We start from the raw sequence: 25,476 nt of genomic DNA on the forward strand, positions 1-25,476 counted from the left end.
CAGGATAGAACCGGACACAGTGCGGAAACCGGACAGAAGCTGCAAGTTCGCTGTAAGAGGGCGGGGCGGGAACTCGGTGATTGGTGCGGGCTGTCCCGGCGTCACGCAGAGCAGGTTTTTGATGCCTTGAGCTGGCCGCTAGCCCGGGATTCCGGGGTTTGAGTGGAGTCGTTGGGCCAAGAAGTCGCCTGGCGTGACGCGGGGCCGATCACAACCAGTCCCCGCGTGGGCCTGTTTCAGCTGCCGAGGACGCCTTGGATGGTGATCGCGATTTTCCCCCGCACTTTGCCGGCGTCGAAATACCGCATGGCATCGGGAACCTGCTCCAGCGGATAGCTGCGGTCGACAGTCGGGATGAGGGTTCCGGCGCCGATGAGCCCGGCAAGGTATTCGAGGTCTGCAACGCCTTGCGTCGCCATGACCATCGTCAGCCGCTGGCTGATGAACGGGGACAGCGCACGGGCCCGGAATTGCCTGTCGATACTACCCGTCCAAGAGCCGCCTTCTTCGCCGCCGGTGATAACGGCCGTGCCGGTAGGGGTGAGTGCCCGGCGGAGGCGTGCGAGGGTGGGGTTCCCTGCGATATCCAGGATCAGATCGTAGTGTTCCGTGCCGTCGGCGAAGTCCTGCACGGTGTAGTCGAGCACGTGGTCGGCGCCGAGCGAACGCACCAGGTCCAGTTTGGCTGTACTGCAAACGCCTGTGACGTCGGCCCCGGCTGCTTTGGCGAGCTGCACCGCGTAACTGCCTACTCCTCCCGAGGCGCCAAGGATCAACACCTTGTGTCCCGGCACTATCTGGCCCCCTGCGCGCAGAGCCTGGAGCGCAGTGCAAGCGGAAACGGGGACCACCGAGGCCTGTTCGAAACTGATGTTCGCCGGTTTGAGCGCGAGCTGGCTTTCGCGGGCCGTCGCGTACTCAGCGAAAGAGCCCTTCCCGACGCCGAAGACGTGGTCCCCGACGACGAACCGGGTCGCCGCCGCTCCGACCGCCATGACCGTACCGGCCAGGTCCAGCCCGGGGACGGGGTTTTTCGGGGCTCGGATGCCAAAGGCCAGGCGCAGCGCGTAGGGCAGGCCCCGGGTTACATGCCAGGTCCCGCGGTCCAAGCCTGCCGCATGGACCCGAACCAGCACCTCGTTTTCGGCAATCTTCGGCGTGGGGATCTGCGCCATGTGCAGGACCTCGGCTGATCCGTAGGCCTCCTGCACGATGGCCCGCATCGTGACCGCCGCATGCGGCTGCGCCGCGGGCGAGCCGCCCGAATTCGGAGTCTCCGCAGCATGCTGGGCAGAGGTCATGGCCGTTCCTTTCCACACAATTGGGTGCGCAAACTTTTCGTACGCTGTACTAAAAAGATTATCGTACAATGTACCAAATAGCTAGAGCCCAAGGAGTCACAATGCCGGACACCGCACAGCCCCTCCCCGAGCGGCGCCTTCCGCTGAGCCGCGAAAGGGTGCTCGGCTGCGCTGTGGATCTCGCCGACGAGTCCGGAATCGCAGCGCTGACCATCCGCTCGCTCGCCCAGAGCATGGGAACCAAGCCCATGTCGCTCTATTACTACGTGGCCAATAAGGATGAAATTCTGGACGGCATCGTGGACATGGTCTTCAATGAAATCAAATCACCCTCTCCGGCGGGCGACTGGCGGGAGGAAATGTACCGGCGGGCACACGCAGTGCGCAGCGCGCTCAAACGCCATCCGTGGGCGGTCGGTCTGTTGGAGAGCCGTTCTTCCCCAGGCGAAGCGAACCTGCGCCATCACGAAGCGACGCTGGCGACTTTGAGGGCTGCAGGCTTTTCCGTTCAGATGACAGCCCATGCCTACGCCCTGCTCGACAGTTACATCTACGGATTCGCGCTACAGGAAGCCGCCCTGCCGTTTGACGGCCGGGATACCGCATCGGAAATTACGGCGCCCATCGTTGAACGCTTTTCGACCGGTCAATACCCCCACATGATCGAGATTGCCACCGAACACGTCCTCAAGCCCGGCTACGACTTCGGGGACGAATTCGACTTCGGGCTAAACCTCATCCTTGACGGCCTCAGCCGGTCGATGAGATGAGCTAGAGATGCCTGGCGAAACCGCCCCCGGTTCCAACCCCGGCCCACCATCTTGGGAAACCCGTTGTTGCGTGGTCGGTGGTGGGCCAGCCGGCATGATGCTCGGCTACCTGCTCGCCCGCGCCGGCGTCGAGGTGACCGTGCTGGAGAAGCACGCCGACTTCTTCCGTGACTTCCGGGGCGACACCATCCATCCGGCGACCACGGACGTACTGGCCGAACTGGGTTTGCTGGAAGAGTTCCTGCGATTGCCGCACACAGAGATACCAGAACTGCGCCTCGGCGTTGACGGACAGACCTCCGGGCTGGTGGACTTCCGGCACCTGCCCACCCGGTGCAAGTTCATGGCGTTCATGCCGCAGTGGGACTTCTTGAACTTCCTGGCCGCCCAGGCCAAGCCATACCCCGCTTTCAGACTGGAAATGAGCACCGAGGCAACCGGCCTGCTCCGACACGGCGGCCAAGTTACCGGCGTGCGGGCGCGCACGGCCCAAGGCGATGTGGAGATCCGCGCGGATCTCACCGTCGCGTGTGATGGCCGGTTCTCTGTTATCCGGGACCACGCGGACCTTCCGCTCAGGGAGTTCCCGATGCCGATCGACGCGCTGTGGTTCCGCGTGCCACGCAGCGAGGATGCGCCGCCGACGCTGGGCTACCTCGGCGGCGGACAGATCGTCCTCGCGATCGACCGCGGCGACTACTGGCAGTGCGGCACGATCATCGGGAAAAGGAACACTCCCGCAGATTCAGGCCACGGGCCTGCCCGCCTTCCGGGATCGGGTGGCACATGCCGCTCCGTTCCTGGCCGCCGGACTCTCCGAGCTGACCGACTGGGACCAAATCAAGCTGCTCTCGGTGCGCTCCAATCGGCTCCGCCGCTGGTTCCAGCCCGGCCTGTTATGTATCGGTGACGCCGCGCACGCCATGTCACCGGCCGGAGCCGCCGGGGTGAATTACGCGATCGCCGATGCCATCGCCACGGCCAATCACCTCGCAGTACCGCTGCTAAGGGGCGCCATCGCCGTCGCGGACCTCCAACGCCTGCAACGACGACGCGAACCCGCGGTACGTCTTGCACAGGCCTTGCAACGACAGCAGACCCGCCAGCTCGCACGCCTCGCCCAAACAAGTCCCCCGATCCACCTCATGCGGCTCATCAGTCACATGCCACCGGTCAAACGCCTACTGGGCCGCGTCGTCGGCCTCGGCTTCCGTCGCGAACACATCCGCAGCCCTCATCACGTCAACCGGCGGTAACCAAACGGTGGAACTCCCCGGTGGCGCATGAGACCGAGGTGGCGAATGTGACGTGGGTGACAATTGTGATGTTTGGTGCGAAGCTTGTCACGCCGAGTTGACAATCCTGTCAAGTCGGATCTTATTGATCCTCGTGGAGGTTTCGTGAAGAAGATCCTTAGCGTTTCCGCAGCGTTGTTGCTATTGGTGAGTGCGGTCTCCGCCACAGCGCCGGCGGCAGTTGCCCAACCATCTCCGTCCGCCAATTGGCATGCGGAGAAGGTCTGCGCCGATGTCCCAGCCGGCAATGCGTCGTGCTTTGCGCTTAAGTACGTCGATGATTCAACGGCCCCGGCCAAGGCCCTGCCGCAGGGAGGACAAGCCAAGCCCGCTTCGAGCACCCCGCCCGCCACCGGCAAGACCCCTGCGGACATCCAGAGCGCCTACAACATCACGGGCCTCATGTCCGGCGGCCGAACCGTCGCCGTCGTGGATGCCTATGGCTATCCGAACCTCGAACGCGATCTCGGCATTTACCGCTCACAGTTCGGTCTTCCGGCATGCACGGTCAGCAACGGCTGCCTCACCATCAAGGACCAAAACGGCGGCAACAAGCTTCCCAGGTTCAATTCCGGATGGGCCGACGAAACAGCGCTCGACGTCGACGCCGTCTCGGCAGCGTGCCCGGACTGCAAGATCCTGGTGGTACAGGCGACAACAGCCAGCCTCAGCGATCTTGGTACAGCCGTGGCAACGGCCGCCAAACAGCCCGGCGTCGCCGCGATCTCCAACAGCTATGGCGGCGGGGATTCCGCAGACTCCAGCTACGGCGCGTACTACAACCACCCGGGCATTGCCGTAACAGCATCAACCGGTGATAACGGGTATACCGGCTCGTCCTACCCGGCTTCCTCGAGTTACGTCACCGCGGTGGGAGGCACATCGTTGGTCAAGAACACCAGCACGCGCGGATGGGGCGAGTCTGCCTGGTCCGGCTCGGGATCCGGATGCTCAAGTGTCAATGCCGCATTGCCGGCAGCAGCCACATTCGGCACGGGATGCGGCAAGCGCGCCTCTGCGGACGTCGCCGCCGTCGCAGATCCGCAGACCGGATTGGCAGTCTATGCGCCGAGCAGCAGTACTGCCTCATCATGGGCCCAATATGGAGGCACGAGCTTGTCCTCACCCCTGATCGCGGCCATGTATGCGCTTTCCGGAAACTCCGGCAGCTCCACGGCGCTGGCCAACTCCATCCCGTACACAAACTCCGGGAAATTCAACGACGTCGCCTCGGGTTCGACGGGCACTTGCTCCACGAGCCAATGGTGCCTCTCCGGCACCGGATGGGACGGACCGACGGGCGTCGGCACTCCGAACGGGGTCTCCGGACTCTAAGTTATGCAGCAATGACTGAAGGGTGGCCGGCGTCGAGGACGGCCACCCTTCAACTCTGAATGGGTAGCGTCACGCCACGCACATTTTCAGCCTCCCCAACGAACCGCAAGCCCGGGATTCCGGGGTTGGGGAGGAGTCGGGGCGACAAAAAGGTGCGTGGCGTGACGCAGCCCCGCCCTAGCGTTAGTGCTTCAGGTTCGTCAGCTCCTGCAGAACCTCGTCCGACGTCGTGATGATGCGGGCGTTCGCCTGGAAGCCGCGCTGGGCCACGATGAGGTTGGTGAATTCCTGGGAGAGGTCCACGTTGGACATCTCCAGGGCCCCGGCAGTCAAGGTTCCGAGTCCCGCGTCGCCCGGTGCGCCCAACTGGGCCGCGCCCGAGTTGGCAGTGGCCACGTATGTCGAGCTACCTGCTTTCTCAAGGCCACCGGGGTTGGTGAAGCGCGCAAGGGCCACGCGCGCCAGAACCTGCTTGGCACCGTTGCTGAACGAACCGATGAGTGAGCCGTCCCCGCCGAGGGTGAAGGACTCCAGCTTGCCTGCTTCGGATCCGTTCTGGCTGCCGACCGTGAGCGTGCTCATGGCGGCGAAGCCGGTAACAGTGGACATGTCCACCGTGATGCCGCCGACGGTCATGGCTCCGCCCGAGGTCAGCGCGCCATTCGCGAAAATGAGCGTCGAGTGGCCTGTGGCGCCGTTGGCATCTGCCCCGGCCACATCCCAGCCGCCCGCAGAGCGGCTGAAGGTCAGAGTCAGGCTGCGGGAGGCGCCGTCGGCGTCGTAGACCTTGACCTGGCGCTCGACGCTTGTCCCAACGGCCGCGTCGGACGGGAGGTTCCCGTCAAGCGAGGCCTTGGTGGTGGCAACGGCGGCCGACGTCGTGTTGGGCGAGAGGGCGATCGGGCCAACGGGACCTCCCGGGTACACCGCGCCGTTGGCCGCCGACCAGCCCTGCAGGATGCCGCCGTCGGGGCTCACGAGACGGCCGGCCGCGTCCATGTCGAAGGCACCGGCGCGGGTGTAGAGCTGCTGGCCGGCCTTGCTGGTGATGAAGAACCCGTCGCCGGAGATCATCATGTCAGTAGCTCGCCCGGTGTTCTGCGATGAACCCTGGCTGAAGTTGGTGCTGACTCCCGCCACGCGCACGCCGAGGCCGATCTGGGCGGGGTTGGTGCCGCCGGTTTCGGCCTGCGGGGCGCCGGCGCCCTGGGTCATCTGCGAGAGTGTGTCCTGGAACTGGGTCGAGGAAGCCTTGAAGCCGGCTGTGTTCACGTTGGCGATGTTGTTTCCCGTGACGTCCAGCATGGCCTGGTGGGCACGGAGGCCGGAGATTCCGGAGTACAGCGAACGAAGCATGGTGTTGCCTTTCTTCGGGTGGTTCGGGAGTGGAGCGTCAGGCGGTGGGCGTAGTACTTGCGGGCGATGGCGCAGCCGTCATCCCGCTGATCGAATCGAGCGGAACGTTCACTCCGCCGACCGCCACCGTGGGGGTTCCGGCCGCAAAGGAAACCGAGCTCGCGACGCCGGAGCCCTTCGTCCCGTCCGCGAGCGCGTAGCTGACGTTGTGGCCGATGACCTGCGCCGCGGCACTGCGCATCTGGAGCGAAAAGCTCTCCTTGGCGTCGGCGGTGAGCTCCGTCATTTTCTCCATCATGGACAGCTGGACGGTCTGGCTCATCATCTGGTTGGTGTCCATCGGGGCGCTCGGGTCCTGGTTTTTCAGTTGTGTCACCAGCAAGTTCATGAACATGCTCGAATCCATGGTCTGCGCGGGCTTGGGCGCGGTGGTGCCAGCGGTGGTGCCAGGCTGGACTCCGCTGCTTGCCGCAATGGCTTGGATGGTCACTATTGGTTCTCCTTCATCAGACGAGAATGTCCAGGCTGCTGGTACTGCTTCGGGGAAGTACGACGGCGGTCCGCGGCAGGCGGACCGGCTCGCCGTCGCTGCCCCGCGGGAACGCGAGGCTTTCCGTCGGGCGCCGGTCCCGGGGGTCCGAGCCGCCCGCACCGGCATCGGCCGGAGCGTTGTGTTCGGACAGGTCGAGGCTGGCGCCGAAGCCTGATTCGCTGAGGTCCCGCCGCAGTTCCGGCAGAATGCTGCGCACTGCCTCACGGCCGGCTTCCCCGGGGGCGAACAATTCGATCCGCACCCCCGCGCCTTCAATATGCGCCCGGACAGTCAGCGGACCGAGGTCTTCCGGCGACAGCTTCAAGGTCATCACGTGCGCGCCGGGCGCCGCCGATGCAAGCGAGAACAGCGGTCCAGACACTTGGGGAAGCAGTTTCGCCGGGTCTGCCTGGAGTGTTGGTGTTGCCATGCCCGGAGGGGCCGCCGAAGGGGCTTGCTGGAGTGGCGACGCTGGCGGCACCTGCACCGGAACTCCGGCCTGAATCCCCGCGGGAAGCCCGGGTGCCGCGGCGATGGGGGCGTCCTGCCCGAGGATCCGCTGCGGGTCCTGCTGCGGGTCCTGTCGCGTCGCGGGTTTCCCGTTGGAAAGTACGACGGCGGTGCCGGACTCGCGGGACCGGGCTGCGATCGGGATGACCCCGGGTTCGAGGACGGCCGGCTGCGGGTTGGTGGTCAGAGCGGCGGCCGGCTGCGGGCCAGTGGGCTGCGGCTTGGTGGTCAGGGCGGCGGCCGGCTGGAGGCCGGTGGGCTGCGGGTTGGCGGTCAGAGCGGCGGCCAGTGGACTGGTGGGCACGGCTGCGGCCGACTGCGGGCTGCTGGGCAGTGGACTGCTGGTCAGGGCGGCGGCCGGCTGCAGGCCGGTGGGCAGAGCGGCGGCCGGCTGCGGGCTATCGGCAAGCGGGCTGCTCGGAATAGGACCAGGCTGGGATGAGCTTTGACCAGGGCTCCCGATCGGCAGCGCTTCCGGGACAGCACCGCCTACCCGCGTTCCAGCCGGCGTCGACTGAGTGCTGCCCGCAGGCATAACCGGCACAGCAACGCCGGACCCGCTTGCCTGCGGCGCGGCCGATCCCGTAGCGACTCCGGCCATCGCGAGTCCGCCCGCAACAGCAGCCACCGTACCGGCGGCGTCCACCGCTCCCATCGCACCGGGCAGACCCGTCGCCCCGGCCGCATCAGGCAGACCAGTCGCACCCGTTGCATCAACTTGGTCCTTGGCGACCTTCGATGCTTCCGGCTTGTCGCCGTGGGCGACCGCCCCGGGACCGTCGGCGGCAGGCGTTCCCTGCTCACCGCCGTCGGGCGCCTGCCGTGCGGTCCCGTGGGAGGTCTTCGAGTCGGACGCCAGCACGCCGTTCATTACGGCCTCAAAACCGGCGGCGGCGCCAGGCTGCGGCACAGGCGAGGAGCCGGGAGCGGCAGGACGGGGTGGGGCCGCACCGGCGGCGGACAACAGCATCACGAGCCTCCTGCGGGAACAATCCGGCGGATTGCCGTCAGGTTGGACTGCTGTTCCCACGCATCGCGGATCTGGATGGTCTGTCCGGGAACGGGCGCGTCGATCGCTTTGCCGTTGCCGAGGTAGATGGAGATGTGTTCGCCGCCGAAACTGACAAGCAGGTCGCCGGGCTTGGCCTGGGCCAAGGACGCCACGGGGGTGCCTTGACGCATCTGGTCGCTGACGACGCGCGGCAGCTCGACACCAAGATCCTTGAAGACGCGCTGCACGAAGCCGGAGCAATCCATGCCCACGGCCGGGTTGGTGCCTCCCCAGACGTAGGGCACGCCCACGTATTTCTTGGCGTCGGCCACCACGGCGTCGCCCGTGACAGTGCCGGTGGCTGTGCCAGTGCCGGCACCCGAAAGCGCGCCTTTGCCCGCAATACCGCTGAGGCCCGCAATGCCGGAGAGGGCGCCCGTGCCATCGAGCCCCAAAGAAGAAGCAAGTTGGCTCACGTCAGGCGTCGTCGAGCCTCCGACGGCGGTACTCAACGCTTGCGCGAAGGTCGCCGCGTCCGTGGAGGAGGCCGTGCCCGCGGAAGGCCCCGTCGTCCCGGCGGTCGCGGCCGATGCCTGCGGGCGGACGCCTTGGCTTAATTGCTGCAACATCGACTCGATGCCCTGGATGCGCCCGATGGCCTCGGTCATGCTCATGAGGTGGCCTTTCGATGCCACGCGGAGGACGCGATCTCGTCCAGGACCCCTTGCTCGGCGCGCAGCGCGAAAGCCTCGAAGGCGGCTCCATGGCGGGTTTCGAGCTTCTCGAGCCCAACGGCGCGACGCTTGGCTTCGGTGTATTCCGCGCGGGCCTCTGCGGCTTCGGCCTCCGCACTGGCAGCCAAGGCGTCAAGCTCGGCCAACATGCTTTGCGCGGAAGCGCGGGAGGCCGCGATGGCCAGGAGCGACGCGGAGCTTCCGGCAGCTCCGGCGGACTCGGCGAGTTCCTCCCGGGCCGCAGCCCGGCGCGATCGCAAGGATGCGGTCCGCGAGTTGGCGCGGGCCAGTCCGCTGGCGGCGGCGTCCTGCTGTGTCTGGCGCAGGCGCAACAGCCCGGCCAGGGAGAATTGACGGTTCACGCGGCTCCTTCGAGGCTTGCTGAAAGGCGGAAGAGTTCCGGCCAGGACTCGCTGTACGGGGTGGATTCGTCCATGCTTTGCCGCAGGAATCCGTTGATGGCGGCTTCGTGGTCCAGTGCCGCGTCGACCAGGGGATTGCTGCCGCGGTGGTAGGCGCCGACGTCGATCAGGTCCTGGGCGCTGCGCCGCGCGGCGAGGACCCTGCGCAAGGATGCCGCAAGCGCCGTGCGATCGGCGGAATTGACCTTGGAGGCCACGCGGGACACCGAGCCAAGCACGTCCACCGAGGGAAAGTGCCCCGTGACGGCGAGCTTCCGGTCCAGGACGACGTGCCCATCGAGGATCGAGCGGGCGGCGTCGGCGATCGGTTCGTTGTGGTCGTCGCCGTCCACCAGCACCGTGTAGATACCGGTCACGGATCCGGTTTCGGCGGTCCCGGCGCGTTCCAGGAGCCGGGCCAGTACGGAAAAGGTCGACGGCGGGTAGCCGCGGGTGGCGGGTGGCTCACCGGCGGACAGGCCTATTTCGCGTTGGGCCATGGCCACGCGGGTGAGCGAATCCATCATGAGCACCACGTCCTGCCCGGCTTCGCGGAACGATTCGGCAATCCGGGTGGCGGTGACGGCGGCGCGAAGACGCATGAGGGCAGGCTCATCGGACGTGGCAACAACCACCACGGAGCGGGAAAGGCCTTCGGGGCCGAGGTCGTCTTCGAGGAACTCGCGCACTTCACGCCCGCGCTCCCCCACCAAGGCGATCACGGATACTTCGGCGTCGGTGCCGCGGGCGATCATGGACAGAAGCGAGGACTTTCCGACCCCCGAGCCTGCGAACAGCCCCATGCGCTGGCCGCGGCCCAGCGTGGCCATGGTGTCCAGGACGCGGACGCCCGTCTGGAGCGGGGTGTCCACCCTGGCGCGGTGCATGGCCGACGGCGCTTCGTTGTCCAGGGGGACCATGGGGCTGGCGGGCAAGGGGCCTTTGCCGTCGATCGGACGTCCGAGCGCATCCAATACCCGTCCGAAGAGGCCGCGGCCGGTAGGGACCAGGATGGGAGCGCCCTTGGACCGTGCCGGGTCTCCCGCGGCCACTCCGGTCAACCGTCCCAGCGGCATGCATCGCACGGCGCCACTGACCGAGGCAACCACTTCGGCGTCGAGCCCGGGTGCCTCGCCTACGGTCACCAGATCCCCCACCGCGCAGTCCAACCCGGCGACCTCCAGGCCAAGGCCGAGCACGGACGTCACGGTACCCACGCGCTGCGGTGCCGCGGCTGCGAGGGCTGCGCGGAAACGGCCTGCGTGCGGCCGGTATGCGGTAGTGCTCATGCGTCGTTCCCGAGCAGGGCTGCCTTGGCCCTGTCCACAGCGGTGCTGAGCCGGGCGTCGAGCCAACCTTGCGGATATTCCGCGATCGCGTCACCGGGGTCCAATGCGGGATCGGCCTTGAGTTCGACGCCGGCCACGCTCCCGACGTCGACGGCGGCCAGCGCGGCAAGGTCCGCGGGGTGGAGGCGGACAGTGGTTACAGTTTGCCCGTCGGAGACCGTTGCCAGGGCTCGGGCCAACGCGGCGCGGGCGGTGTTCGCGCCGTCGTTGAGTTCGTAGCCCAGGATGGCTTCGGCAAGCTCCATCGCGCTGGCTGCCAACACGTCCTGTGCTTCCTCCAGCACAGCGCCGTGGCGCTGCTGGAACGCGGCAGCAGCCGCTTCGAGCACGCGGAGGGCTTGCGCCACAGCCAGGTGCCCGGCGTCGAGCATTGCGCGGTGTTCGGCGTGAAACTGTTCGCGGAGGCGCAGCTGTTCCGCGGCCGCGGCCCGGGTGCCGGCCGCGTAGCCTGCCGCGTGCCCCTGGGTGTATCCCCGGTCTTCCATGCGTGTCCTCGCGGCCGGCTGGATGTCCGGGAAGACCACCCTCTGGAGCTCAGCCTCAGTAGACATAATCGTCTTCTTCGCCGCGCCGGACCACGATGGCGCCTTCGGCTTCCAACTCACGGATGGAACGGACGATCTCTGCCCGGGCTTCTTCGACCTGGGAGGCGCGCACCGGCCCGGCAGAAGCCATTTCGGCTTCCAGGATTTCGAGGTTGCGGCCGGACACGTTGGTGCGTACGGCCTCAAGCACTGCGGCAGGGGCACCCTTCATCGCGACAGCGAGCACTTCGGCATTGACGCCGCGCAGGATCTGCTGGATGTCGCGCCGTTCCAATTTCACGATGTCCACGAAGGTCAGCATCCGGGCGCGCACTTCCGTGGCCAGCTCCGGATCGAGGGACTCCAAGCCCTCCAGCACGGAGCGTTCGGTGTTGACGTCGGAGCGGTTGATGATGTCAACGAGGGGCTGGATCCCGCCGACAATTTCGCTCGATTTCCTTTGCGACATGACGGCCCCGGCGCGAACCTTGAGGGTCTCGGCCACGATGCCCACGGCTTCCGGTGAAGCCATTCCCATTGTGGCGATGCAACGGGCCACCTCACTGCGCTGCACGTCGCCCAGGCCCGCCATGACCGCGGAAGCCTTGCCCGGCCGCAAGTGCGCCAGGATCAAGGCAATGGTCTGCGGCATCTCGCTGTCGATGAGGGCCAGGAGCTGGCCGGAATCCATCATTTCCAGGAATTCGAAGGATTTCCCGGCCATGGTGGACGCGAGACGGTCCATGAAACCGGCGGCTTTGTCCGCACCGAAGGATGCTTCCAGGAGCCCGACGGCGAATTCCTGGCCGCCGCGGGCCGTGCGGCGTCCGCTGACGGCAAGGTCGTGGAATTCGGTCATGACGTGGTCTGCCACGGATGCCGAAACGCGGCGCAAGCGCACGATCTCGGCCGCGATGTCCTCGGCCTCGGACTCGGAGAACTGGGTCATCACGGAAGCCGCGCTCCCAGGGCTCATCTGCATCAGCACCACGGCCACCTTCTGGGCACCGGTCAAGCCGCTTACGTCCAACTCCCCGGCCCTCATACCGATTGCCTTTCATCCATGAGCCCACGCAGGTAATCGGCGGTCCGGGCCGGGTTCTCGGCAACCATTGCCTCAATCTGGGCCCGCCGCCGCTCGCCGTCGAGGGCCTCGGCGCCTGCTATCGGCAAGCCGGAGATCGGCACCGCCGGAACGGGATGCGCTGGCGGCAGTTCGATCGCCGTCGTGGCGGGCGGTCCTTCGAGCGCCGGGGTGGAGACTGCTTGGGGCAGCATCTCGTAGTCAAGCCGTTCGCCAAGGTCAACCGGTTCGCGGCGCTGCCGGCGCCGCAGGAGGATCAGCACAAGCACAATCAGTGCTACCACTGCCAGCAGGATGCTGCCGGCCAGGATGAGCGTATTCATCAAGTCCGACTGTTGCTTGGCGTCGGCTTGTGCTTTGGCCGCACCCAATGCCTGGGCTGCCGCGTCTGCTGCCGAGGTACTGAAGGGCAGTACTTCGACAGTCACTACGTCGCCGCGGGTGGGATCTACGCCGGCCGCGGAAGTGACGAGTGCCTTGACCGAGTTGACGTTGAGCCCGGCCGCCGCCGACTGGTTGATGGCGACGGAGATGGTCTGGCGTTTCACGGCGCCTTGCGGAATCGTGCGGTCTTCCGTGACCTTGTTGACGGCGTTGTTCTTGGTGGTGTCGCTGGAGTCGAAGGTTCCATTGCCGTTGGTTCCGCCCGGCACGGCAATGTTGTCCGGACCAAGGACGCCGGAGGCGGCGCCGCCCGTGCCCGTGTACTTCTCGGTCTTGGTGGTCTCGCTGAGCGGAGCGGCATCTTTGGCTGTGGAGAACGTCTCGCTGCGCTGTTGCGCGGACTCGGCGGTCACGTCGGCGGCGACGGCGACCGTGGCGTTGCCCGGTCCCACTACCCTGTCCAGCACGGCCTTCACCGAATCGGACGTGCGCTGTTGGTAGTCGGCGGCTTGCTTGGACGAGGAACCGGTGGCTCCCCCTCCCACCGTGGAGAGGACGTTGCCTTGGGAATCCACCACGGTCACGTTCGTTGGCTTCAGGTTTTCGATCGCGGCGGACGTCAAGTGCACGATCGCCTGGACCTTGTCGGCGGACAGGGTGGTGCCGGGCCGCGTTTCCACGAACACGGATGCCGTGGCGTCCGGGGCCTTGTCCACGAAGACTGTCTTGGCCGGTATGGCCAACTGCACGGCGGCTGTCTTCACGCCGTCCATGGCCTGGATGGTGGTGGCGAGTTCGCCCTCGAGCGCTCGCTTGTACGTCACCGACTGCTGGAACTCGGAAGAGGTCACCCCCAGCTTGTCGAGCAGGGAATAGCCGGTGGCCGCGGCCGCCGGAAGGCCCGCGGCGGCCGCTTTCAGCCGTTCATCGTTGACCTTGTCATCGGGAACCAGGATGGTGGAGCCGCCGTTGCTGAGCTCGTACGGGACGTTGTCCTTGCGCAGCTGCTCCACGATCCCGTTGGCGTCCGTGTCCTTCAATCCGGAGAACAGCGGCGAGTAGGACGGCTTGCCCAACCATGCTGACAGGGCCACCCCGCCGAGCACCAGGACGGCGATGCCGATGATGGCGATCGTGCGCTGCCCGGCGGTGAACCCCTTGAATCCATCGCCCATCTTGCGGAAGAAGGCGGCAATCTGAGGCGGCATCAGGCCTGCATCCTCATAATCTCGTTGAACGCGTCAACGCCCTTGTTCCGTACCGTGGAGACAAACTCCATGGTGATCTGGGCGCGGGTGGCAGCGATCGTCGCCTTGTGGATGTCGTCAAGGTTGCCCGTCACGGCCGATACTGCCAGTTGGTTCGACGTCGATTGCAAGGACTGGAGGTTGTCCACGGCACCTGTCAGCGCCGTCGCAAAGCCGTTGCTTCCCGCTGCCCCGGCGGTTCCGCCTACGTTCTCAGTGCTGCCCAGGTAGCCGGTGCCGGTGACGCCCTGCACGGAAAGCCCCCCGCGGCCTTGAATTGCGCCGATCGGGTCCAAAGCCATCAGGATTTTCCTATCTCAAGCGCTGCCTGGTAAGTCTCACGGGCCCGGTCCACCACTTGAGCGTTGGCCTGGTAGCCGCGTTGCGCCACAATCAGGGCACCCATCTGTTCGGCGAGGTCGATGTCCGGGTAACGGACATAGCCTTGGGCGTCGGCAAGCGGATGGTCAGGTTGGTACACGAGCCTGCCGGTTGCGCTGCCTTGGGGGGTGCTCTTGACGTACACGCCGTTTCCGTTGCCGCCCTCGGCGGCTTCGATGTAGCGGGCTTGGAACGCCTTGCCGCTGGTGCGCGTGACGGTATTAATGTTGGCCAGGTTGTCGGAAACAGCGTCGAGCCATTTGCGGTGGACGGTCAGTGCGGAGCCGGCAATCCCGATCGCGTCGAAAGTCATCAGCTGGTCCTCATGGCCGTGCGGAGTGCCGTGAATTGCTCGCCGATGGCGCGGGAGGCGAACTGGTAGCGCAAGACGGTGTCCACATTCGAGAGGGTTTCGGTGTCCAGGTTCACGTTGTTGCCGTTGAGCTGGGTAGGTTCCTGGGAGGTAGTGACGGTAGCCGCGGCCTGCCCGTCTCCGGCGCTCACCGAGGCCGCAAGTGCGTCTTCGAACTGGACCCTTTGGGCGTGGTAGTTCGGCGTGTTGATATTGGCGATGTTGTTGGCGATGGTGCGCTGGCGCAATGAGAGCCCGTCCAAGGCGCTACCAAGGGCAACAGAAGTCACTGACTCGAACACGACGGCCTGCCTTCGCGAATAGTATGAAGAGGCCGATCCGTGGCCGTGCATCGAGCAATCCCTGCTCAACTTCCACCATCGGCACGTGTCGGTGATTCGTTAGCCGATTAGTGGAATGTTTTCAGTACTTCTCTTCAGCCTTGGACGTCGAGGAACAGCGGGCGCACTGAATTTTGGCTGACCGGGACGGCACTGAGGGCGTCCAAGTGTGCGAGCGCGTCGTTGCGTACCTTGCCGAGCATGGCCATGGACTCCAGCTGCGCGTCAAGGATGCGGCGGGCCTTTTCCACCAGTTCTTCAGGAAGTGGTCCGGCCACCGCGGGAGGACTCCATGACCCGGGCTCGCCGCCGGAGACGGCCTGGGCGAGATCTGTTTCGAGCCGGTCCAGGATCCTGGACCATTCCTGAACCGAATCAGCCGACACCGAGCGTGCCATTCGGCCGCGCAGCCGCGGATGCCGTGGCTTGGACCGGCAGCTGCGAAGCGGCGTCGTGCCAGCCTTGCCGGAGGGGTTCCAGGAGGGCGATGCATTCCTTGGTCCGGTTGACGTCACGGTAGATGTTCGCGCCGATCATGGCTTCCATGGCGTACTGGTAGATGCTCAGCAGCCCCGATGCCCCGTCCCAGACATCGGTCTTCAGGGTAGAGGACAGCTCAGTGACGATCGACTGCGCATGCAGCAGGTTCTCGCTGGCGACACCCCAGTTGGCATTCTCCTGGGCGAATTGGGCGCGGTTCAGGTCCAGGAGAAGCCGGTCATAGAGCATCGTGAGGAGCCTGGCAGGCGGGGCGGACAGGACGGCGTCGTCGTTGTACCGGGATAGCTGGCTGGCGCGCAGGGCCGTGGAGGTCATGCTTTACGCTCCTTACTTCGTCGAGCTCGGGAGGCCGGCAATCTGGCCGGTGAGCCATGTTTGCTGGGCGTTGAGTTGGCCAAGGGCGGTTTCCATGGCATTGAACGTGCTTTGCAAGGTCTGCCGTCTGGCGGCCAAGCGCTGGTCCCAGTCGGAGATCTGGCTGCCCAGGTCGGCAACTTCGGATTGTTGCCCCTTGATCAGGGCGGTTACCGAACCGCTGAACGGATCCGTAGCGCTGGTTGCCGCGTCGGACACGCGGGAGGCAATGGTCTGGAGCGCTGCCTGTGTCCCGGACGGATCCGAGGCCAAGGCCGATTGGAGCTTGGCCGCGTCAAAGGTGAAGTTTCCATCCTTCGTGACGTTGATTCCGTATTCGGCGGGAGACTTCCCGTTTACCGGCATCGACATCGCGGAGAAGACTTGGTCGTTGACCGCGAGGACACTGCTGTTGCCACTGAAGATGCCGCCTTTGGCTGCGGTGGCGCCGCTGGCGGTGGTCGTCTGGCTCACCGCACTGTATATGGACACGAAGCCGAGGACGTCATTGACCGCGTTCACCAAGTCCCCGGCCTTTTTAGTGATCCCTGCGGAGTCGCTGGCAACGTTCACCGTCACCGGTCCGGCAGTGACGGCGGAGGCCGTGACTGACACGCCGGGAAGCAAATCGGTGAAGGTGTTGGTTCCGGACGTGATTGTCTGCGCCGCCGGGGTGCCCGCATACAGAGTGGCCTTGGCGTCCTGTGCTGTCTTGACGACGGCGGCGGCGGGGTCGGCCATCAGGTCGGTCGCGGTCCCCGCGCTCACCTGCGCCGCTGTGCCCTGGTAAACGCTGAATCCTCCAGCGGCGCCTGAAGTGGACGCGGTCAGTTGAAGGCGATAGGTTCCGTTGCCTGCCGGGACCTTCACGGCCCGGGCCGGGTCGGACGCCGCGTTGATCGCCGTCACGACGTCGTCAAGGGAGGTGGATGCCGGAGTGACCTCGGTCTGTTTTCCCGTGGAGTCGACGAGCGTCAGGTGTGCGGGTGCACCCGTCCCGTCGGTGGGCCAGTTGCTCATGGCGGCGGTGACGTCCACTTGGCTCTGGGCCAGCTGGGTGACGGTGACATCGATTGAGCCCGCGGTCGCGGACGTGCTCGCCGTCGCACTGAGTGACGTCGCGCTCGTGGTGGCGCTAAACAAGTTCAAGGCGTTCACGGCCGAGTCGCCGCTCGCGAGATCCTTCAGCGATGACAATTTCGAGTTGAGCGACTGAAGGGTCGAAATCATCGTCTGGTCCGATGCAAGCTTCGTCTTCAGTTGTGTCTGCGGCTGCGCTTCCACCGCCATGAGCGAATCAATGATGGAGGTGGTGTTCAAGCCGCTGGCGAGGCCGTCGATCGAGCTTCCCACGTCTGGTCCTTCCGGATGCATTGGTTTGGTCGGTGGAGTCCGGACGCGAATGACGGCCAGGGGTGTGTTCCCGTCCTGGCCGCCGTTCGCTGGTTACCGGTCAGCTACCGGAAGGTCCTAGCGCAGGAGCGAGAGAACGCCCTGGCCCGACTGGTTGGCCTGCGCCAGCATTGCGGTGCCGGCCTGGGACATGATGTTGGCCTTGGTGTACTTGACCATTTCCTGAGCCATGTCGGTGTCCGTGATGCGGGACTGGGCTGCCTGCAGGTTCTCGCCGGAGACCTGGAGGGTCTTCGTGGCGTGCTCCAGGCGGTTCTGGGTTGCACCCAGATCGGCGCGCTGAGCGGAGACCGCCGCGATGGCCGTGTCGATCTTGCCGATCGTGAGCTGCGCGTTGGCGCTCGTGTCCACGAGGAAGCCGCCAGCGGAAGCCGGGTCGGACAGGCCAGTGGCACCCGTTCCGACTGCAGTTGCCACGTCCCCGAGCTTGATCGAGATCGTGTCATTGGCAGTGCCGCCGGTGCCGACCTGGATTTTCAGGGCTGCGCCGGAGTTACCGCCAGCACCCTTGAGCAGATCGATGCCATTGAACTGGGTGGACTGCGTGAGGCGGTCCAGTTCCTTGCCGAGTGCGTCGCCTTCGCCCTTGATCGCTGTACGCGAAGCGGTGTTGTTGGTGTCGTTCGAGCCCTGGACAGCGAGGTCACGCATGCGCTGGAGGATCGAGTGGACTTCAGTCAGTGCACCTTCAGTGGTCTGGATGACCGAGATGCCGTCCTGGGCGTTACGGGCGGCGACTGCCGAACCGCTGACCTGGGACTTCAGGCCCTCCGAAATTGCCAAGCCTGCTGCGTCGTCAGCTGCACGGTTGATGCGCAAGCCGCTGGAGAGCTTCTCCATCGACTTGGACACGTCGTTCTGCGTGCGGTTGAGGTTGCCGTAGGCGTTGTTCGCCGTCAGGTTTGTGTTGATTGCCATGCCCATGATGTATTCCTCCGTGATTGGGTCTGCTGTTACTCCCAGGCCGTCCGTGGCCTGTCACTTCTGGTTATCGGAACGACGGCCCCCTTTGGTTAGCAAAAACCCGCAGGAAAAATTGCCACGGGCCACAAGATCCACCGCGCGTCATTTGACTGGACAAAGCGCATAGATCATGCATAAACGACGCCTAACGCGTGAGCCGCGGCAGCCGATAGTTGTTTTCAACGCGGCGAAGGCACAAGGGAAGTGCTTTCCCACGGCAACGCACCCGAGAAACCAACCCGGAACTGGAGTTGACCCGACATGGCCATCCATGAACTCTCGGCCCTGCTGTGGCGAGAACGTGAGCTACTGGATCTGTTGACATTCAAGCTCGAGGAAGAGCAACTGCTCCTGACGGCGGGCAAATCCCGTTGGTTGCCGCATGGCACCCGGGAAGTGGAACAGGTCCTGGGACACCTGTCGAAGGCCGGGCTTGCAAGGGCGGTGGAAGTGGCGGCGGTGGCCGAGCAATGGGGCTTGCCTGCCGAGTCTTCACTGGGCGAGCTGGCCTCGTCCGCCCCTGAAGAAGCCTGGGCTGATGTCCTGTCCTCGCACCTGAACGCGATGCAGCAGCAGACCGCCATCATCAAGGAACTGCGTGATTCAAACGAGCAGTTCCTTCGCGCTGCCGTACGTTCCACCCAGGAAACGATGGCGGATCTGAAGCCGGCGGCCGGGACCTACGACTCCCACGGGCGAACAGGTTCCCAGGGCAGGACCGCAGACTCAACCCCGTCCCGCCTTTTCGACCAGCAATTCTGACCGAAACTCATCAAACGCAGACGGCAACCAAAGTCCGGACCACCAAGGCCCGGATTACCAAAGGACACAGCAGTGAGCACATTCGGCGGACTCAATACGGCCTACCTGGGCCTCACCGCGGCGCAGCAAGGCATCAACGTTGCCGGACAGAACATCGCCAACGCCGGCACTGACGGGTACACCAGGCAACGGATCGAACAATCGGCCGTCGGCGCACCCGCGCGCACGGGCCCCTTCGCAGCGGGCGCCCAGGCCGGCCAAGGAGTGTCGGTGGACGGGATCGCCCGCCTGGGCAACAGTTTCCTCGATGCCGGGGTGCGCTCCGGCGCGGCCCAGGCCGGTTACGCCGGGTACCGCTCCACCGAACTCCAGCAACTTGAAGGCTCCCTGAACGAACCCGGGCCCGCCGGAATATCGACGGCGCTCCAGACTTTCTGGTCCTCATGGCAGGGCGTCTCCAACAATCCGGGGGAAGCAGCCCCTGCCGGCGTGCTGCTGCAAGCCGGTACCAGCCTCGCCAATACCGTGTCCGCTGGCTATAAGGCGCTGGATTCACAGTGGACGCGGATTCGCGGAGAGGCCCAAACTACCGTCGCCACGCTGAATGATGCCGCGGCCCGGGTGGCCAGTTTCAACGCAACCATCCGTTCCGTCACGGCCTCCGGCGGCTCCGCCAATGAGATCATCGACGCCCGCAACAAGGTGAGTGAAAGCATCGCTTCCCTGGCTGGTGGAATCGTCCGGGACAACCCCGACGGCACGGTGGATGTCTTCGTCGGCGGCAACGCCATCGTCTCCGGTACCTCGCACCGCGACCTCACCTTGAGCGGCCAGGCGAGTATGGGCGGACCGGGCTACGCGGTGCAGTTGGAATGGGCCGATCGCCCTGGCGTGGCTGTCCCCCTCGACGGCGGAAAGCTCGCCGGCGCCGTATCCCTCCTTGCTCCGGCCGCGGCTGGCGGCGCGGGAGGCGCCATCTCCGAGGCCGCCGCTTCCTACAACGCCTTCGCCGCCAAACTCATGAACGACGTCAATGCCGTGCATCGCACCGGGCAGTCCGCCACAGGCGCCTCAAACCTCGAATTCTTCGCAACCACGCCCGGTGCCCCGGCAGCCCTGTCCCTCAGCGTTGTCCCGACGAGCGCTGCGGGAATCGCGACCGGCAATCCCGGCTCGGGTGCCCTCGACGGCAAAATCGCGGACGCTGTTGCCCAAATCGGCACCGGGCAAGGATCCCCTGACGCCTTGTGGTCCGGGATCGTCACAGGAATCGGCACCGCGTCCCAGTCGGCACAGCAGCACCAGCAGCTCGCCGACGCGGCGAGCGCTGCCGCCGTCGGGCAGCGTTCCTCCGGCGCGTCCGTCAGCCTCGACGAGGAGAACATCAGCCTCCTGAGCAACCAGCACGCTTACCAAGCGGCTGCCCGGGCCATGACGGCCGTGGATGAAGCCCTCGACGTCCTGATCAACCACACCGGATTGGTGGGAAGGTAAGCCATGCTGAACCGTGTCACGAACCAAACGATGGCCGCGGCCGCGCAACTGAACCTGCAGGCCGGGCAGGCGAAGCTCGCCGCACTGCAGGACAAGGCCAGCAACCTCAAGAACATCACCAGGCCCTCGGACGATCCCGCGGCCACGGCGAACCTGCTCGCCACCAAGAGCCAGCTCAGCGCCGCCGGACAGTATTCGAACAACATCAACGACGGCAATGGCTGGCTGACAACCGCGGACGCGGCCCTCGGCCAAGCCACCAACATCCTCAACCGGGTCCGAGACCTCACAGTCCAGGCCGCCAACGGTTCCCTGAACAGCACCGCCAAGGAGGCGATCGCCGTCGAAATCGAAGGCCTCAACAAAGACCTTCTCGCCCAGGCGAACACCCAGTACCTGGGCCGCAACGTCTTCGCTGGAAGTTCCGATTCCGCCGGCGCGTTCAGCAGCGCCACGCCGCCCGTGTACAACGGAGCACAGGGCGGCACCGTAGAGCGGCGGATTGACGCAACGCAGACAGTGCGGGTGGACGCGGACGGCGGTGCGATCTTCGGTGACGGCGCCGGCTCCGTTTTCGCTTTGGTGAGCAACGTCGTCGCCGATATCCGCTCCGGTGCGGATGTCAGCGGCCGTTTGGCCGCGATCGGTGACAAGATCAAGTCGGTCGTCAACGGACGCGCGGACGTCGGTGCCAGGCAGACCAAGCTCATGCGCGCCCAGGACTCGGTCGATGGACTGAAGGCATCACTCGCCGCACAGCGTTCCGGAATTGAAGACGCAGACATCGGAAAGGTCGTCATGGACTTGAAGCTGCAGGAAACCAACTACCAGGTTGCCCTCGCGGTCACCGCCAAGTCGCTCCAGCCCACGCTTATGGATTTCCTCAAATGAGCACGGCACAGGATTCGCGGGAGCTCAGCTTCACCGCGCCCATGCCGGGGCTTGAAGCCTCCGACGGCTTCGCTTTGCGGGGAATCGACGGAGCCCCCGGGCTCTACGCGATGGAGTCGGTCAGCCCGCGCATCCGGATGTTCCTGGCCGAGGCCGCAGTTTACGTTCCGGGCTACGCCCCGGCCATCCCCCGCGCAACACTGGAGGATCTGGGCCTGGACCGGGCCGAGTTCGCAACCACCCTGGTAGTGGTCAACCCGACCCCGGAGAGGACCACGGTCAATCTCGCGGCCCCCATCGTGCTGAACCCGGAAACCGGACGTTGCACGCAGCTTCTCCTCGACAGCAAGGAATACCCCCTCCGGGCCGAGCTGAGCGCCTAGGCAGCAGCCGCTCCCCTTTTGTTAAGACCCCGACTGTTAAGACCCCGACGCCCGCTCACCTTTGGGCCGTTTCCGGCAAACGCTCGCTCACTTTTGGACCGTTTCCGGCGGACGCTCGCTCAGATGATCTGAGCGAGCGTCGTCACATTTGGCCGCATATGTGAGCGAGCGTCCCTTCTCAAGGCCCGGGATCCCGGCTCTTTCGACCGGGTTGGACTTCCACGACGCCCGCTCACCTTTAGGCCCATTTCGGCGAACGCTCGCTCACTTATGGGCCGTTTCCGGCAAACGCTCGCTCAGATGATCCACCCCGAACCAAAATTGTTTGGCCAAACCACTTGCGTCAAGGCTTCTCCGCGTCCATACTAAATGAACGTCATTCATTTAGTGACTCCCGTCTCACCGGAGAACAGCCATCATGATCTACACCACCTACCCGGGCGTCCCAACCTCCCCCGCCCGCCATCAGCTTCGATGACCCCACAGACGGCTTTCACTGCATCACCCAGCAACAACCTTCGGCCCATCTAGAAAGAGCCAAGCACATGACTCAAATAACCCGCCCAAGCGCAAGGAAAACCGTGGAGGCCCACGATCCCGCCGGCACCGAACACGGCATCAGCGGCAAAGGACTCAAGACGGGGCAGCTGGGGCTCCTCGCCGTCGTCGTCCTTGGTATTTCCTCCGTGGCACCCGCGTACAGCCTGACTAGCTCACTGGGCCCGGCGGTCAACGCGGTGGGACTGCAACTGCCTGCGATCTTCATCGTCGCCTTCATCCCGATGATCCTCGTGGCATTCGCCTACCGGGAGCTCAACGCAGACTCTCCCGACAGCGGCACCACCTTCACCTGGGCCACGAAGGCCTTCGGCCCGTTCATCGGATGGATGGGCGGCTGGGGGCTGCTGGCCGCGAACATCATCGTCCTTTCCAACCTGGCAGGCGTCGCGGTGGACTTCTTCTACCTTTTCCTCGCCCAGGTTTTCGGCAATCCCGATCTTGCCGACCTCACCACCAACAAGGCCTTGAACATCGCCACATGCCTGGTCTTCGTGGCGCTGGCTGTCTGGGTCAGCTACCGGGGCCTCCACGCCACCAAGCTCGTGCAGTACGCCATGGTGGGATTCCAGGTAGTGGTCTTGGGGGTGTTTATCGTCATGGCCCTCACCCACGCTTCCTCCGGCGACACCCCCACGGCCATCGCCTTCAGCTGGGACTGGTTCGACCCGACGAAAATCAGCAGCTTCGAACAGTTCGCTGCCGGCATGTCTTTGGCGGTCTTCGTCTACTGGGGCTGGGACGTCTGCTTGACGGTCAACGAAGAGACCAAGGGCGGCAAGGGCACCGCCGGCAAGGCCGGAACCACGACGGCGATCGCCGTCCTGGGACTCTACGTCGCAGTGATCGTTGCAACGATGATGGTCGCAGGCGTTGGTGGCGACGGCATCGGCCTCAACAACCCGGACAACCAGTCCAATATCTTCGCCGCGTTGGCTTCCCCCGTGATGGGTCCCTTGGCCATCCTGATGTCTTTGGCCGTACTCGCAGGCACAGCGTCGTCCCTGCAGTCCACCATGGCCTCCCCCGCCCGAAGCCTGCTCGCCATGGGTCACTACGGCGCCCTTCCGCAGAAGTTCTCCACCGTGAGCAAGCGCTTCGGCTCCCCCGGCTATGCAACCATCATGGCCGGCGCTATCTCCGGCGGGTTCTACGCCATCATGAAGGTGGTCAGCGAGAACGTCCTCAACGACACCATCCTGGCCCTGGGCTTGATGATCTGCTTCTACTACGGAATGACCGCTTTTGCCTGCGCCTGGTACTTCCGGCACAGCGTATTCAGCAGCGTTCGAAACTTCTTCATGCGCCTGCTCTTCCCGGTGATCGGCGGCGTCGTGCTGACCCTCGTCTTCATCCAGACGGCAGTGGACAGCTGGTCTCCGGACTTCGGCAGCGGTTCCGAGATCTTCGGCGTCGGCCTCGTGTTCATCATCGGCGTGGGCATTCTGGCCCTCGGAGCAGTGGTCATGGTGATCATGGCCCGCGTCCGCCCCGGCTTCTTCCGCGGCGAGACCCTCCGCAAGGACACTCCGGCACTCGTGGTACCGGAGTAAAACTCAACATGGCAGAAGCCCTGTTCCGGAATCATCCGGGGCAGGGCTTCTGTGTTGGTTGCTTCACCACATGTGGGCGACGTCGATCACCAGCCGCGATCCCGTTCCCGGACCAGCCAACGTGAAGACCCTGAAGGGAAGCCGGGCGCGAACACCGAGGCCAAGGCTCGTGTATCCCTCGAAGCTGCCCGCGTAAGCCACCTGCCGGAAGGTCTTGTAGTCCGAGACGTTGGTCAGCTCGTTCTTGTCGGCCGGGTTGTACGTGGCATTGCCGCCGGAGTTGTAGGCGGGGGCGTTCACGGTGACTTGGAGGAATGCGTTGCCCCTCAGGTCGACTGGAAGTCCCGAGCCGTCGTGCAGCACCTGTGGAACGTAGCGGATTGAATAGCCGGCAACAGCACCGTTCAGGTCGACCACCAGGCGGTCATAGCAGCTTTGCTGGCCCGTCCTGACATTCACCACTTGCGCCTGGGTCAGCGCCGGGTTGGACTTCGCCAACGATCCCCACACGATCCCGCAATACGGCTCTGCGGACGCCTCCCCTGGAGCCACGAGGCCGAGCCCGGCAGCCACCACCAAAGCCGCCAACCACGCATGAAACTTTCTCATCTGGGCCCACTCCCCTTGAATACCTGAGCGATGCGATAACTCAAGCGTAGGAGCGTCGTGGCCCTTTCAGGACCTTCGTATCCGCTTCGGCGCCCAACTGTTAGTGAACCTCCCAGAGGGTCACGAAGACGTCATCCTGCCCCCCTGGTTTCCGCGATTTTACAGGGTTTCAGGGCCGTTTCGCGCCTCCGTTCGTTATCACGGATAACGACGCCGGAGCGGCGGCTTCTGCGGGTTGCGCGGTGCGGGTGAAGGGGCCGGTGGCCTGCGTCACGCACGGCAGCTTTTTAGGGGTCTGCAGCCTGCCAAACCCCTGGATTCCGGGACTCCCGCGGGCATGATGTGCCAAAAGTCTGCTGGGCGTGACATACAAAAGCCCCGCCCGGCTGGTTTGGTCTTGATCGATTCCAGTCGGGCGGGGCTGCTTTGCGTGCGGGTTTTAGCCTTCGCAGTCGCGGCAGTACTTGAGGCCGTTCTTTTCCAGCGCGATCTGCGACCGGTGACGGACCAGGAAGCACGATGAACACGTAAATTCATCGGACTGCTCCGGGACAACGATGACGGTCAGTTCTTCGCCGGACAGATCGGCGCCCGGAAGGTCAATGCCCTCGGCTGTGTCGTTCTCGTCGATGTCGATGACAGCAGTCTGGGCACCGGAGCCGCGCGACGCCTGAAGGGCCTCGAGCGATTCGGCGGGAGACTCTTCTTCGGTCTTGCGTGGGGCGTCGTAATCGGTAGCCATTGTTGTGGTTCACTTTCGTTGCTGCATAGCGCCATTTCAGGCACCTCAGTGAAGCAGTTTAGGGCATAGTACACGCCATCAACGAATAGTGTGTTCAACAAGACATTTGGCCACTCGAAAACCCCGGAATCCCGGGGTTTTAACTACTCCGTAGCGCGGATTTTCCGTGCCTGGGCGTCGGCAATGGCCACACCGCTGAGGGCCGGGAGCCAGCCGTACCGGGTGGCTTCTGTGGCTCCGGAAGCCCCCAGCTCGGCGGCGTCGTAGAAGTAGGCAGCTTCGATCCAGGCGCTCACCTTGGACATGATGGATACGATCATGCGGCCACGCTATCGAGGCCCCGTTCAAGACCCGTTTCCGGTCTGT

Annotated in this window: 29 protein-coding genes; 9 read left to right on the plus strand and 20 right to left on the minus strand. The window is 65.0% G+C overall.

What is annotated here, in order from left to right; all coding sequences use genetic code 11:
* Positions 1–236 precede the first annotated feature (236 nt).
* On the minus strand, positions 237–1,301 hold the full coding sequence (locus AB0323_RS10000; protein WP_366177175.1) for an NAD(P)-dependent alcohol dehydrogenase: 1,065 nt from the start codon (positions 1,299–1,301) through the stop codon (positions 237–239).
* A 101-nt stretch (positions 1,302–1,402) separates the two neighbouring features.
* Here AB0323_RS10000 and AB0323_RS10005 point away from each other — a divergent pair, with 101 nt between their 5' ends.
* The 4 genes from AB0323_RS10005 (at position 1,403) to AB0323_RS10020 (ending at position 4,701) form a co-directional block, all read left to right on the plus strand.
* Positions 1,403–2,071, plus strand: a complete 669-nt coding sequence (locus tag AB0323_RS10005; protein WP_366177176.1) for a TetR/AcrR family transcriptional regulator C-terminal domain-containing protein — start codon at positions 1,403–1,405, stop codon at positions 2,069–2,071.
* 94 nt (positions 2,072–2,165) lie between these two features.
* A complete protein-coding gene (locus AB0323_RS10010; RefSeq protein WP_366177177.1) occupies positions 2,166–2,981 on the plus strand; it encodes an FAD-dependent monooxygenase in 816 nt (271 codons plus the stop codon).
* Positions 2,926–3,327 (plus strand): FAD-dependent monooxygenase, encoded by a 402-nt coding sequence (locus AB0323_RS10015; protein WP_366177178.1) that lies wholly within the window; start codon positions 2,926–2,928, stop codon positions 3,325–3,327. The genes AB0323_RS10010 and AB0323_RS10015 overlap by 56 nt, the downstream gene beginning before the upstream one ends.
* 144 nt (positions 3,328–3,471) lie before the next feature.
* Complete coding sequence (locus tag AB0323_RS10020; RefSeq protein ID WP_366177179.1) at positions 3,472–4,701, plus strand: hypothetical protein; 1,230 nt, start codon at positions 3,472–3,474, stop codon at positions 4,699–4,701.
* Between the two features lie 183 nt (positions 4,702–4,884).
* Here AB0323_RS10020 and AB0323_RS10025 read toward each other — a convergent pair whose 3' ends face one another.
* The 16 genes from AB0323_RS10025 to AB0323_RS10100 form a co-directional block, all read right to left on the minus strand.
* Positions 4,885–6,057, minus strand: coding sequence for a flagellar hook protein FlgE (locus tag AB0323_RS10025; protein ID WP_366177180.1), 1,173 nt, complete (start codon positions 6,055–6,057; stop codon positions 4,885–4,887).
* Between the two features lie 37 nt (positions 6,058–6,094).
* Complete coding sequence (locus AB0323_RS10030; protein WP_366177181.1) at positions 6,095–6,547, minus strand: flagellar hook capping FlgD N-terminal domain-containing protein; 453 nt, start codon at positions 6,545–6,547, stop codon at positions 6,095–6,097.
* Positions 6,548–6,563: 16 nt separating this feature from the next.
* Entirely contained in the window at positions 6,564–8,069 is a 1,506-nt protein-coding gene (locus tag AB0323_RS10035; protein ID WP_366177182.1) for a flagellar hook-length control protein FliK, read from the minus strand.
* Positions 8,069–8,764, minus strand: coding sequence for a C40 family peptidase (locus AB0323_RS10040; RefSeq protein WP_366177183.1), 696 nt, complete (start codon positions 8,762–8,764; stop codon positions 8,069–8,071). Before AB0323_RS10040 ends, AB0323_RS10035 begins: the two co-directional genes overlap by 1 nt.
* Positions 8,761–9,186: a flagellar export protein FliJ gene (fliJ, locus tag AB0323_RS10045; RefSeq protein WP_366177184.1), complete on the minus strand. Its 426-nt coding sequence runs from the start codon at positions 9,184–9,186 to the stop codon at positions 8,761–8,763. The genes AB0323_RS10040 and fliJ overlap by 4 nt, the downstream gene beginning before the upstream one ends.
* Positions 9,183–10,514, minus strand: a complete 1,332-nt coding sequence (locus tag AB0323_RS10050) for a FliI/YscN family ATPase (protein ID WP_366177185.1) — start codon at positions 10,512–10,514, stop codon at positions 9,183–9,185. Before AB0323_RS10050 ends, fliJ begins: the two co-directional genes overlap by 4 nt.
* Entirely contained in the window at positions 10,511–11,125 is a 615-nt protein-coding gene (locus AB0323_RS10055; protein WP_366177186.1) for a FliH/SctL family protein, read from the minus strand. Before AB0323_RS10055 ends, AB0323_RS10050 begins: the two co-directional genes overlap by 4 nt.
* Complete coding sequence (gene fliG / locus AB0323_RS10060; protein ID WP_364540763.1) at positions 11,115–12,143, minus strand: flagellar motor switch protein FliG; 1,029 nt, start codon at positions 12,141–12,143, stop codon at positions 11,115–11,117. Before fliG ends, AB0323_RS10055 begins: the two co-directional genes overlap by 11 nt.
* A complete protein-coding gene (gene fliF, locus AB0323_RS10065) occupies positions 12,140–13,774 on the minus strand; it encodes a flagellar basal-body MS-ring/collar protein FliF (RefSeq protein WP_366177187.1) in 1,635 nt (544 codons plus the stop codon). Before fliF ends, fliG begins: the two co-directional genes overlap by 4 nt.
* Complete coding sequence (fliE, locus tag AB0323_RS10070) at positions 13,774–14,115, minus strand: flagellar hook-basal body complex protein FliE (protein WP_366177188.1); 342 nt, start codon at positions 14,113–14,115, stop codon at positions 13,774–13,776. Before fliE ends, fliF begins: the two co-directional genes overlap by 1 nt.
* Positions 14,115–14,507, minus strand: a complete 393-nt coding sequence (locus AB0323_RS10075) for a flagellar basal body rod C-terminal domain-containing protein (protein ID WP_366177189.1) — start codon at positions 14,505–14,507, stop codon at positions 14,115–14,117. The genes fliE and AB0323_RS10075 overlap by 1 nt, the downstream gene beginning before the upstream one ends.
* Complete coding sequence (locus AB0323_RS10080; protein WP_366177190.1) at positions 14,507–14,848, minus strand: flagellar basal body protein; 342 nt, start codon at positions 14,846–14,848, stop codon at positions 14,507–14,509. The genes AB0323_RS10075 and AB0323_RS10080 overlap by 1 nt, the downstream gene beginning before the upstream one ends.
* Before the next feature lie 134 nt (positions 14,849–14,982).
* A complete protein-coding gene (locus AB0323_RS10085) occupies positions 14,983–15,273 on the minus strand; it encodes a hypothetical protein (RefSeq protein WP_366177191.1) in 291 nt (96 codons plus the stop codon).
* Positions 15,263–15,703 (minus strand): flagellar export chaperone FliS, encoded by a 441-nt coding sequence (gene fliS / locus AB0323_RS10090; protein ID WP_366177192.1) that lies wholly within the window; start codon positions 15,701–15,703, stop codon positions 15,263–15,265. Before fliS ends, AB0323_RS10085 begins: the two co-directional genes overlap by 11 nt.
* Before the next feature lie 12 nt (positions 15,704–15,715).
* Positions 15,716–17,095 carry a flagellar filament capping protein FliD gene (gene fliD, locus AB0323_RS10095; RefSeq protein WP_366177193.1) on the minus strand — a complete coding sequence of 460 codons (1,380 nt, stop codon included), beginning with the start codon at positions 17,093–17,095 and terminating at the stop codon, positions 15,716–15,718.
* Between the two features lie 117 nt (positions 17,096–17,212).
* Positions 17,213–18,079: a flagellin gene (locus AB0323_RS10100; protein ID WP_366177194.1), complete on the minus strand. Its 867-nt coding sequence runs from the start codon at positions 18,077–18,079 to the stop codon at positions 17,213–17,215.
* Positions 18,080–18,379: 300 nt separating this feature from the next.
* On the opposite strand from AB0323_RS10100, the gene AB0323_RS10105 reads away from it, so the two are divergent.
* From AB0323_RS10105 to AB0323_RS10125, 5 genes are all read left to right on the plus strand, one after another.
* A complete protein-coding gene (locus AB0323_RS10105; protein WP_366177195.1) occupies positions 18,380–18,880 on the plus strand; it encodes a flagellar protein FlgN in 501 nt (166 codons plus the stop codon).
* 72 nt (positions 18,881–18,952) lie between these two features.
* On the plus strand, positions 18,953–20,374 hold the full coding sequence (flgK, locus tag AB0323_RS10110; protein ID WP_366177196.1) for a flagellar hook-associated protein FlgK: 1,422 nt from the start codon (positions 18,953–18,955) through the stop codon (positions 20,372–20,374).
* A 3-nt stretch (positions 20,375–20,377) separates the two neighbouring features.
* Positions 20,378–21,265: a flagellar hook-associated protein FlgL gene (gene flgL / locus AB0323_RS10115; RefSeq protein WP_366177197.1), complete on the plus strand. Its 888-nt coding sequence runs from the start codon at positions 20,378–20,380 to the stop codon at positions 21,263–21,265.
* A complete protein-coding gene (locus AB0323_RS10120) occupies positions 21,262–21,648 on the plus strand; it encodes a flagellar assembly protein FliW (RefSeq protein ID WP_366177198.1) in 387 nt (128 codons plus the stop codon). The genes flgL and AB0323_RS10120 overlap by 4 nt, the downstream gene beginning before the upstream one ends.
* A gap of 545 nt (positions 21,649–22,193) precedes the next feature.
* Entirely contained in the window at positions 22,194–23,759 is a 1,566-nt protein-coding gene (locus AB0323_RS10125; RefSeq protein ID WP_364540793.1) for an APC family permease, read from the plus strand.
* Between the two features lie 63 nt (positions 23,760–23,822).
* Here the strand turns inward: AB0323_RS10125 and AB0323_RS10130 are convergent, their stop codons facing one another.
* The 3 genes from AB0323_RS10130 to AB0323_RS10140 all read right to left on the minus strand — a co-directional run bounded on the left by AB0323_RS10130 (position 23,823) and on the right by AB0323_RS10140 (position 25,430).
* Positions 23,823–24,368, minus strand: coding sequence for a hypothetical protein (locus tag AB0323_RS10130; RefSeq protein ID WP_366177199.1), 546 nt, complete (start codon positions 24,366–24,368; stop codon positions 23,823–23,825).
* A 439-nt stretch (positions 24,369–24,807) separates the two neighbouring features.
* Positions 24,808–25,110: a DUF4193 domain-containing protein gene (locus AB0323_RS10135; RefSeq protein WP_059388261.1), complete on the minus strand. Its 303-nt coding sequence runs from the start codon at positions 25,108–25,110 to the stop codon at positions 24,808–24,810.
* A 143-nt stretch (positions 25,111–25,253) separates the two neighbouring features.
* Positions 25,254–25,430 carry a hypothetical protein gene (locus AB0323_RS10140; protein ID WP_366177200.1) on the minus strand — a complete coding sequence of 59 codons (177 nt, stop codon included), beginning with the start codon at positions 25,428–25,430 and terminating at the stop codon, positions 25,254–25,256.
* Positions 25,431–25,476 lie beyond the last annotated feature (46 nt).

It is taken from the genome of Arthrobacter sp. NPDC080031 (assembly GCF_040702485.1).
GTDB lineage: Bacteria > Actinomycetota > Actinomycetes > Actinomycetales > Micrococcaceae > Arthrobacter.

Bases quoted from the DNA above. Each gene is read 5' to 3' on its own strand.
- AB0323_RS10050 (WP_366177185.1), bottom strand. From the start codon at position 10,514: ATGAGCACTACCGCATACCGGCCGCACGCAGGCCGTTTCCGCGCAGCC.
- AB0323_RS10125 (WP_364540793.1), top strand. From the start codon at position 22,194: ATGACTCAAATAACCCGCCCAAGCGCAAGGAAAACCGTGGAGGCCCAC.
- AB0323_RS10010 (WP_366177177.1), top strand. From the start codon at position 2,166: ATGATGCTCGGCTACCTGCTCGCCCGCGCCGGCGTCGAGGTGACCGTG.
- AB0323_RS10025 (WP_366177180.1), bottom strand. From the start codon at position 6,057: ATGCTTCGTTCGCTGTACTCCGGAATCTCCGGCCTCCGTGCCCACCAG.
- fliE (WP_366177188.1), bottom strand. From the start codon at position 14,115: ATGGCTTTGGACCCGATCGGCGCAATTCAAGGCCGCGGGGGGCTTTCC.
- fliS (WP_366177192.1), bottom strand. From the start codon at position 15,703: ATGACCTCCACGGCCCTGCGCGCCAGCCAGCTATCCCGGTACAACGAC.
- AB0323_RS10055 (WP_366177186.1), bottom strand. From the start codon at position 11,125: ATGTCTACTGAGGCTGAGCTCCAGAGGGTGGTCTTCCCGGACATCCAG.
- AB0323_RS10120 (WP_366177198.1), top strand. From the start codon at position 21,262: ATGAGCACGGCACAGGATTCGCGGGAGCTCAGCTTCACCGCGCCCATG.
- AB0323_RS10035 (WP_366177182.1), bottom strand. From the start codon at position 8,069: ATGCTGTTGTCCGCCGCCGGTGCGGCCCCACCCCGTCCTGCCGCTCCC.
- AB0323_RS10075 (WP_366177189.1), bottom strand. From the start codon at position 14,507: ATGACTTTCGACGCGATCGGGATTGCCGGCTCCGCACTGACCGTCCAC.
- AB0323_RS10000 (WP_366177175.1), bottom strand. From the start codon at position 1,301: ATGACCTCTGCCCAGCATGCTGCGGAGACTCCGAATTCGGGCGGCTCG.
- AB0323_RS10040 (WP_366177183.1), bottom strand. From the start codon at position 8,764: ATGAGCATGACCGAGGCCATCGGGCGCATCCAGGGCATCGAGTCGATG.
- fliF (WP_366177187.1), bottom strand. From the start codon at position 13,774: ATGCCGCCTCAGATTGCCGCCTTCTTCCGCAAGATGGGCGATGGATTC.
- flgL (WP_366177197.1), top strand. From the start codon at position 20,378: ATGCTGAACCGTGTCACGAACCAAACGATGGCCGCGGCCGCGCAACTG.
- AB0323_RS10135 (WP_059388261.1), bottom strand. From the start codon at position 25,110: ATGGCTACCGATTACGACGCCCCACGCAAGACCGAAGAAGAGTCTCCC.
- AB0323_RS10100 (WP_366177194.1), bottom strand. From the start codon at position 18,079: ATGGGCATGGCAATCAACACAAACCTGACGGCGAACAACGCCTACGGC.
- AB0323_RS10105 (WP_366177195.1), top strand. From the start codon at position 18,380: ATGGCCATCCATGAACTCTCGGCCCTGCTGTGGCGAGAACGTGAGCTA.
- AB0323_RS10140 (WP_366177200.1), bottom strand. From the start codon at position 25,430: ATGATCGTATCCATCATGTCCAAGGTGAGCGCCTGGATCGAAGCTGCC.
- AB0323_RS10130 (WP_366177199.1), bottom strand. From the start codon at position 24,368: ATGAGAAAGTTTCATGCGTGGTTGGCGGCTTTGGTGGTGGCTGCCGGG.
- AB0323_RS10005 (WP_366177176.1), top strand. From the start codon at position 1,403: ATGCCGGACACCGCACAGCCCCTCCCCGAGCGGCGCCTTCCGCTGAGC.
- fliG (WP_364540763.1), bottom strand. From the start codon at position 12,143: ATGAGGGCCGGGGAGTTGGACGTAAGCGGCTTGACCGGTGCCCAGAAG.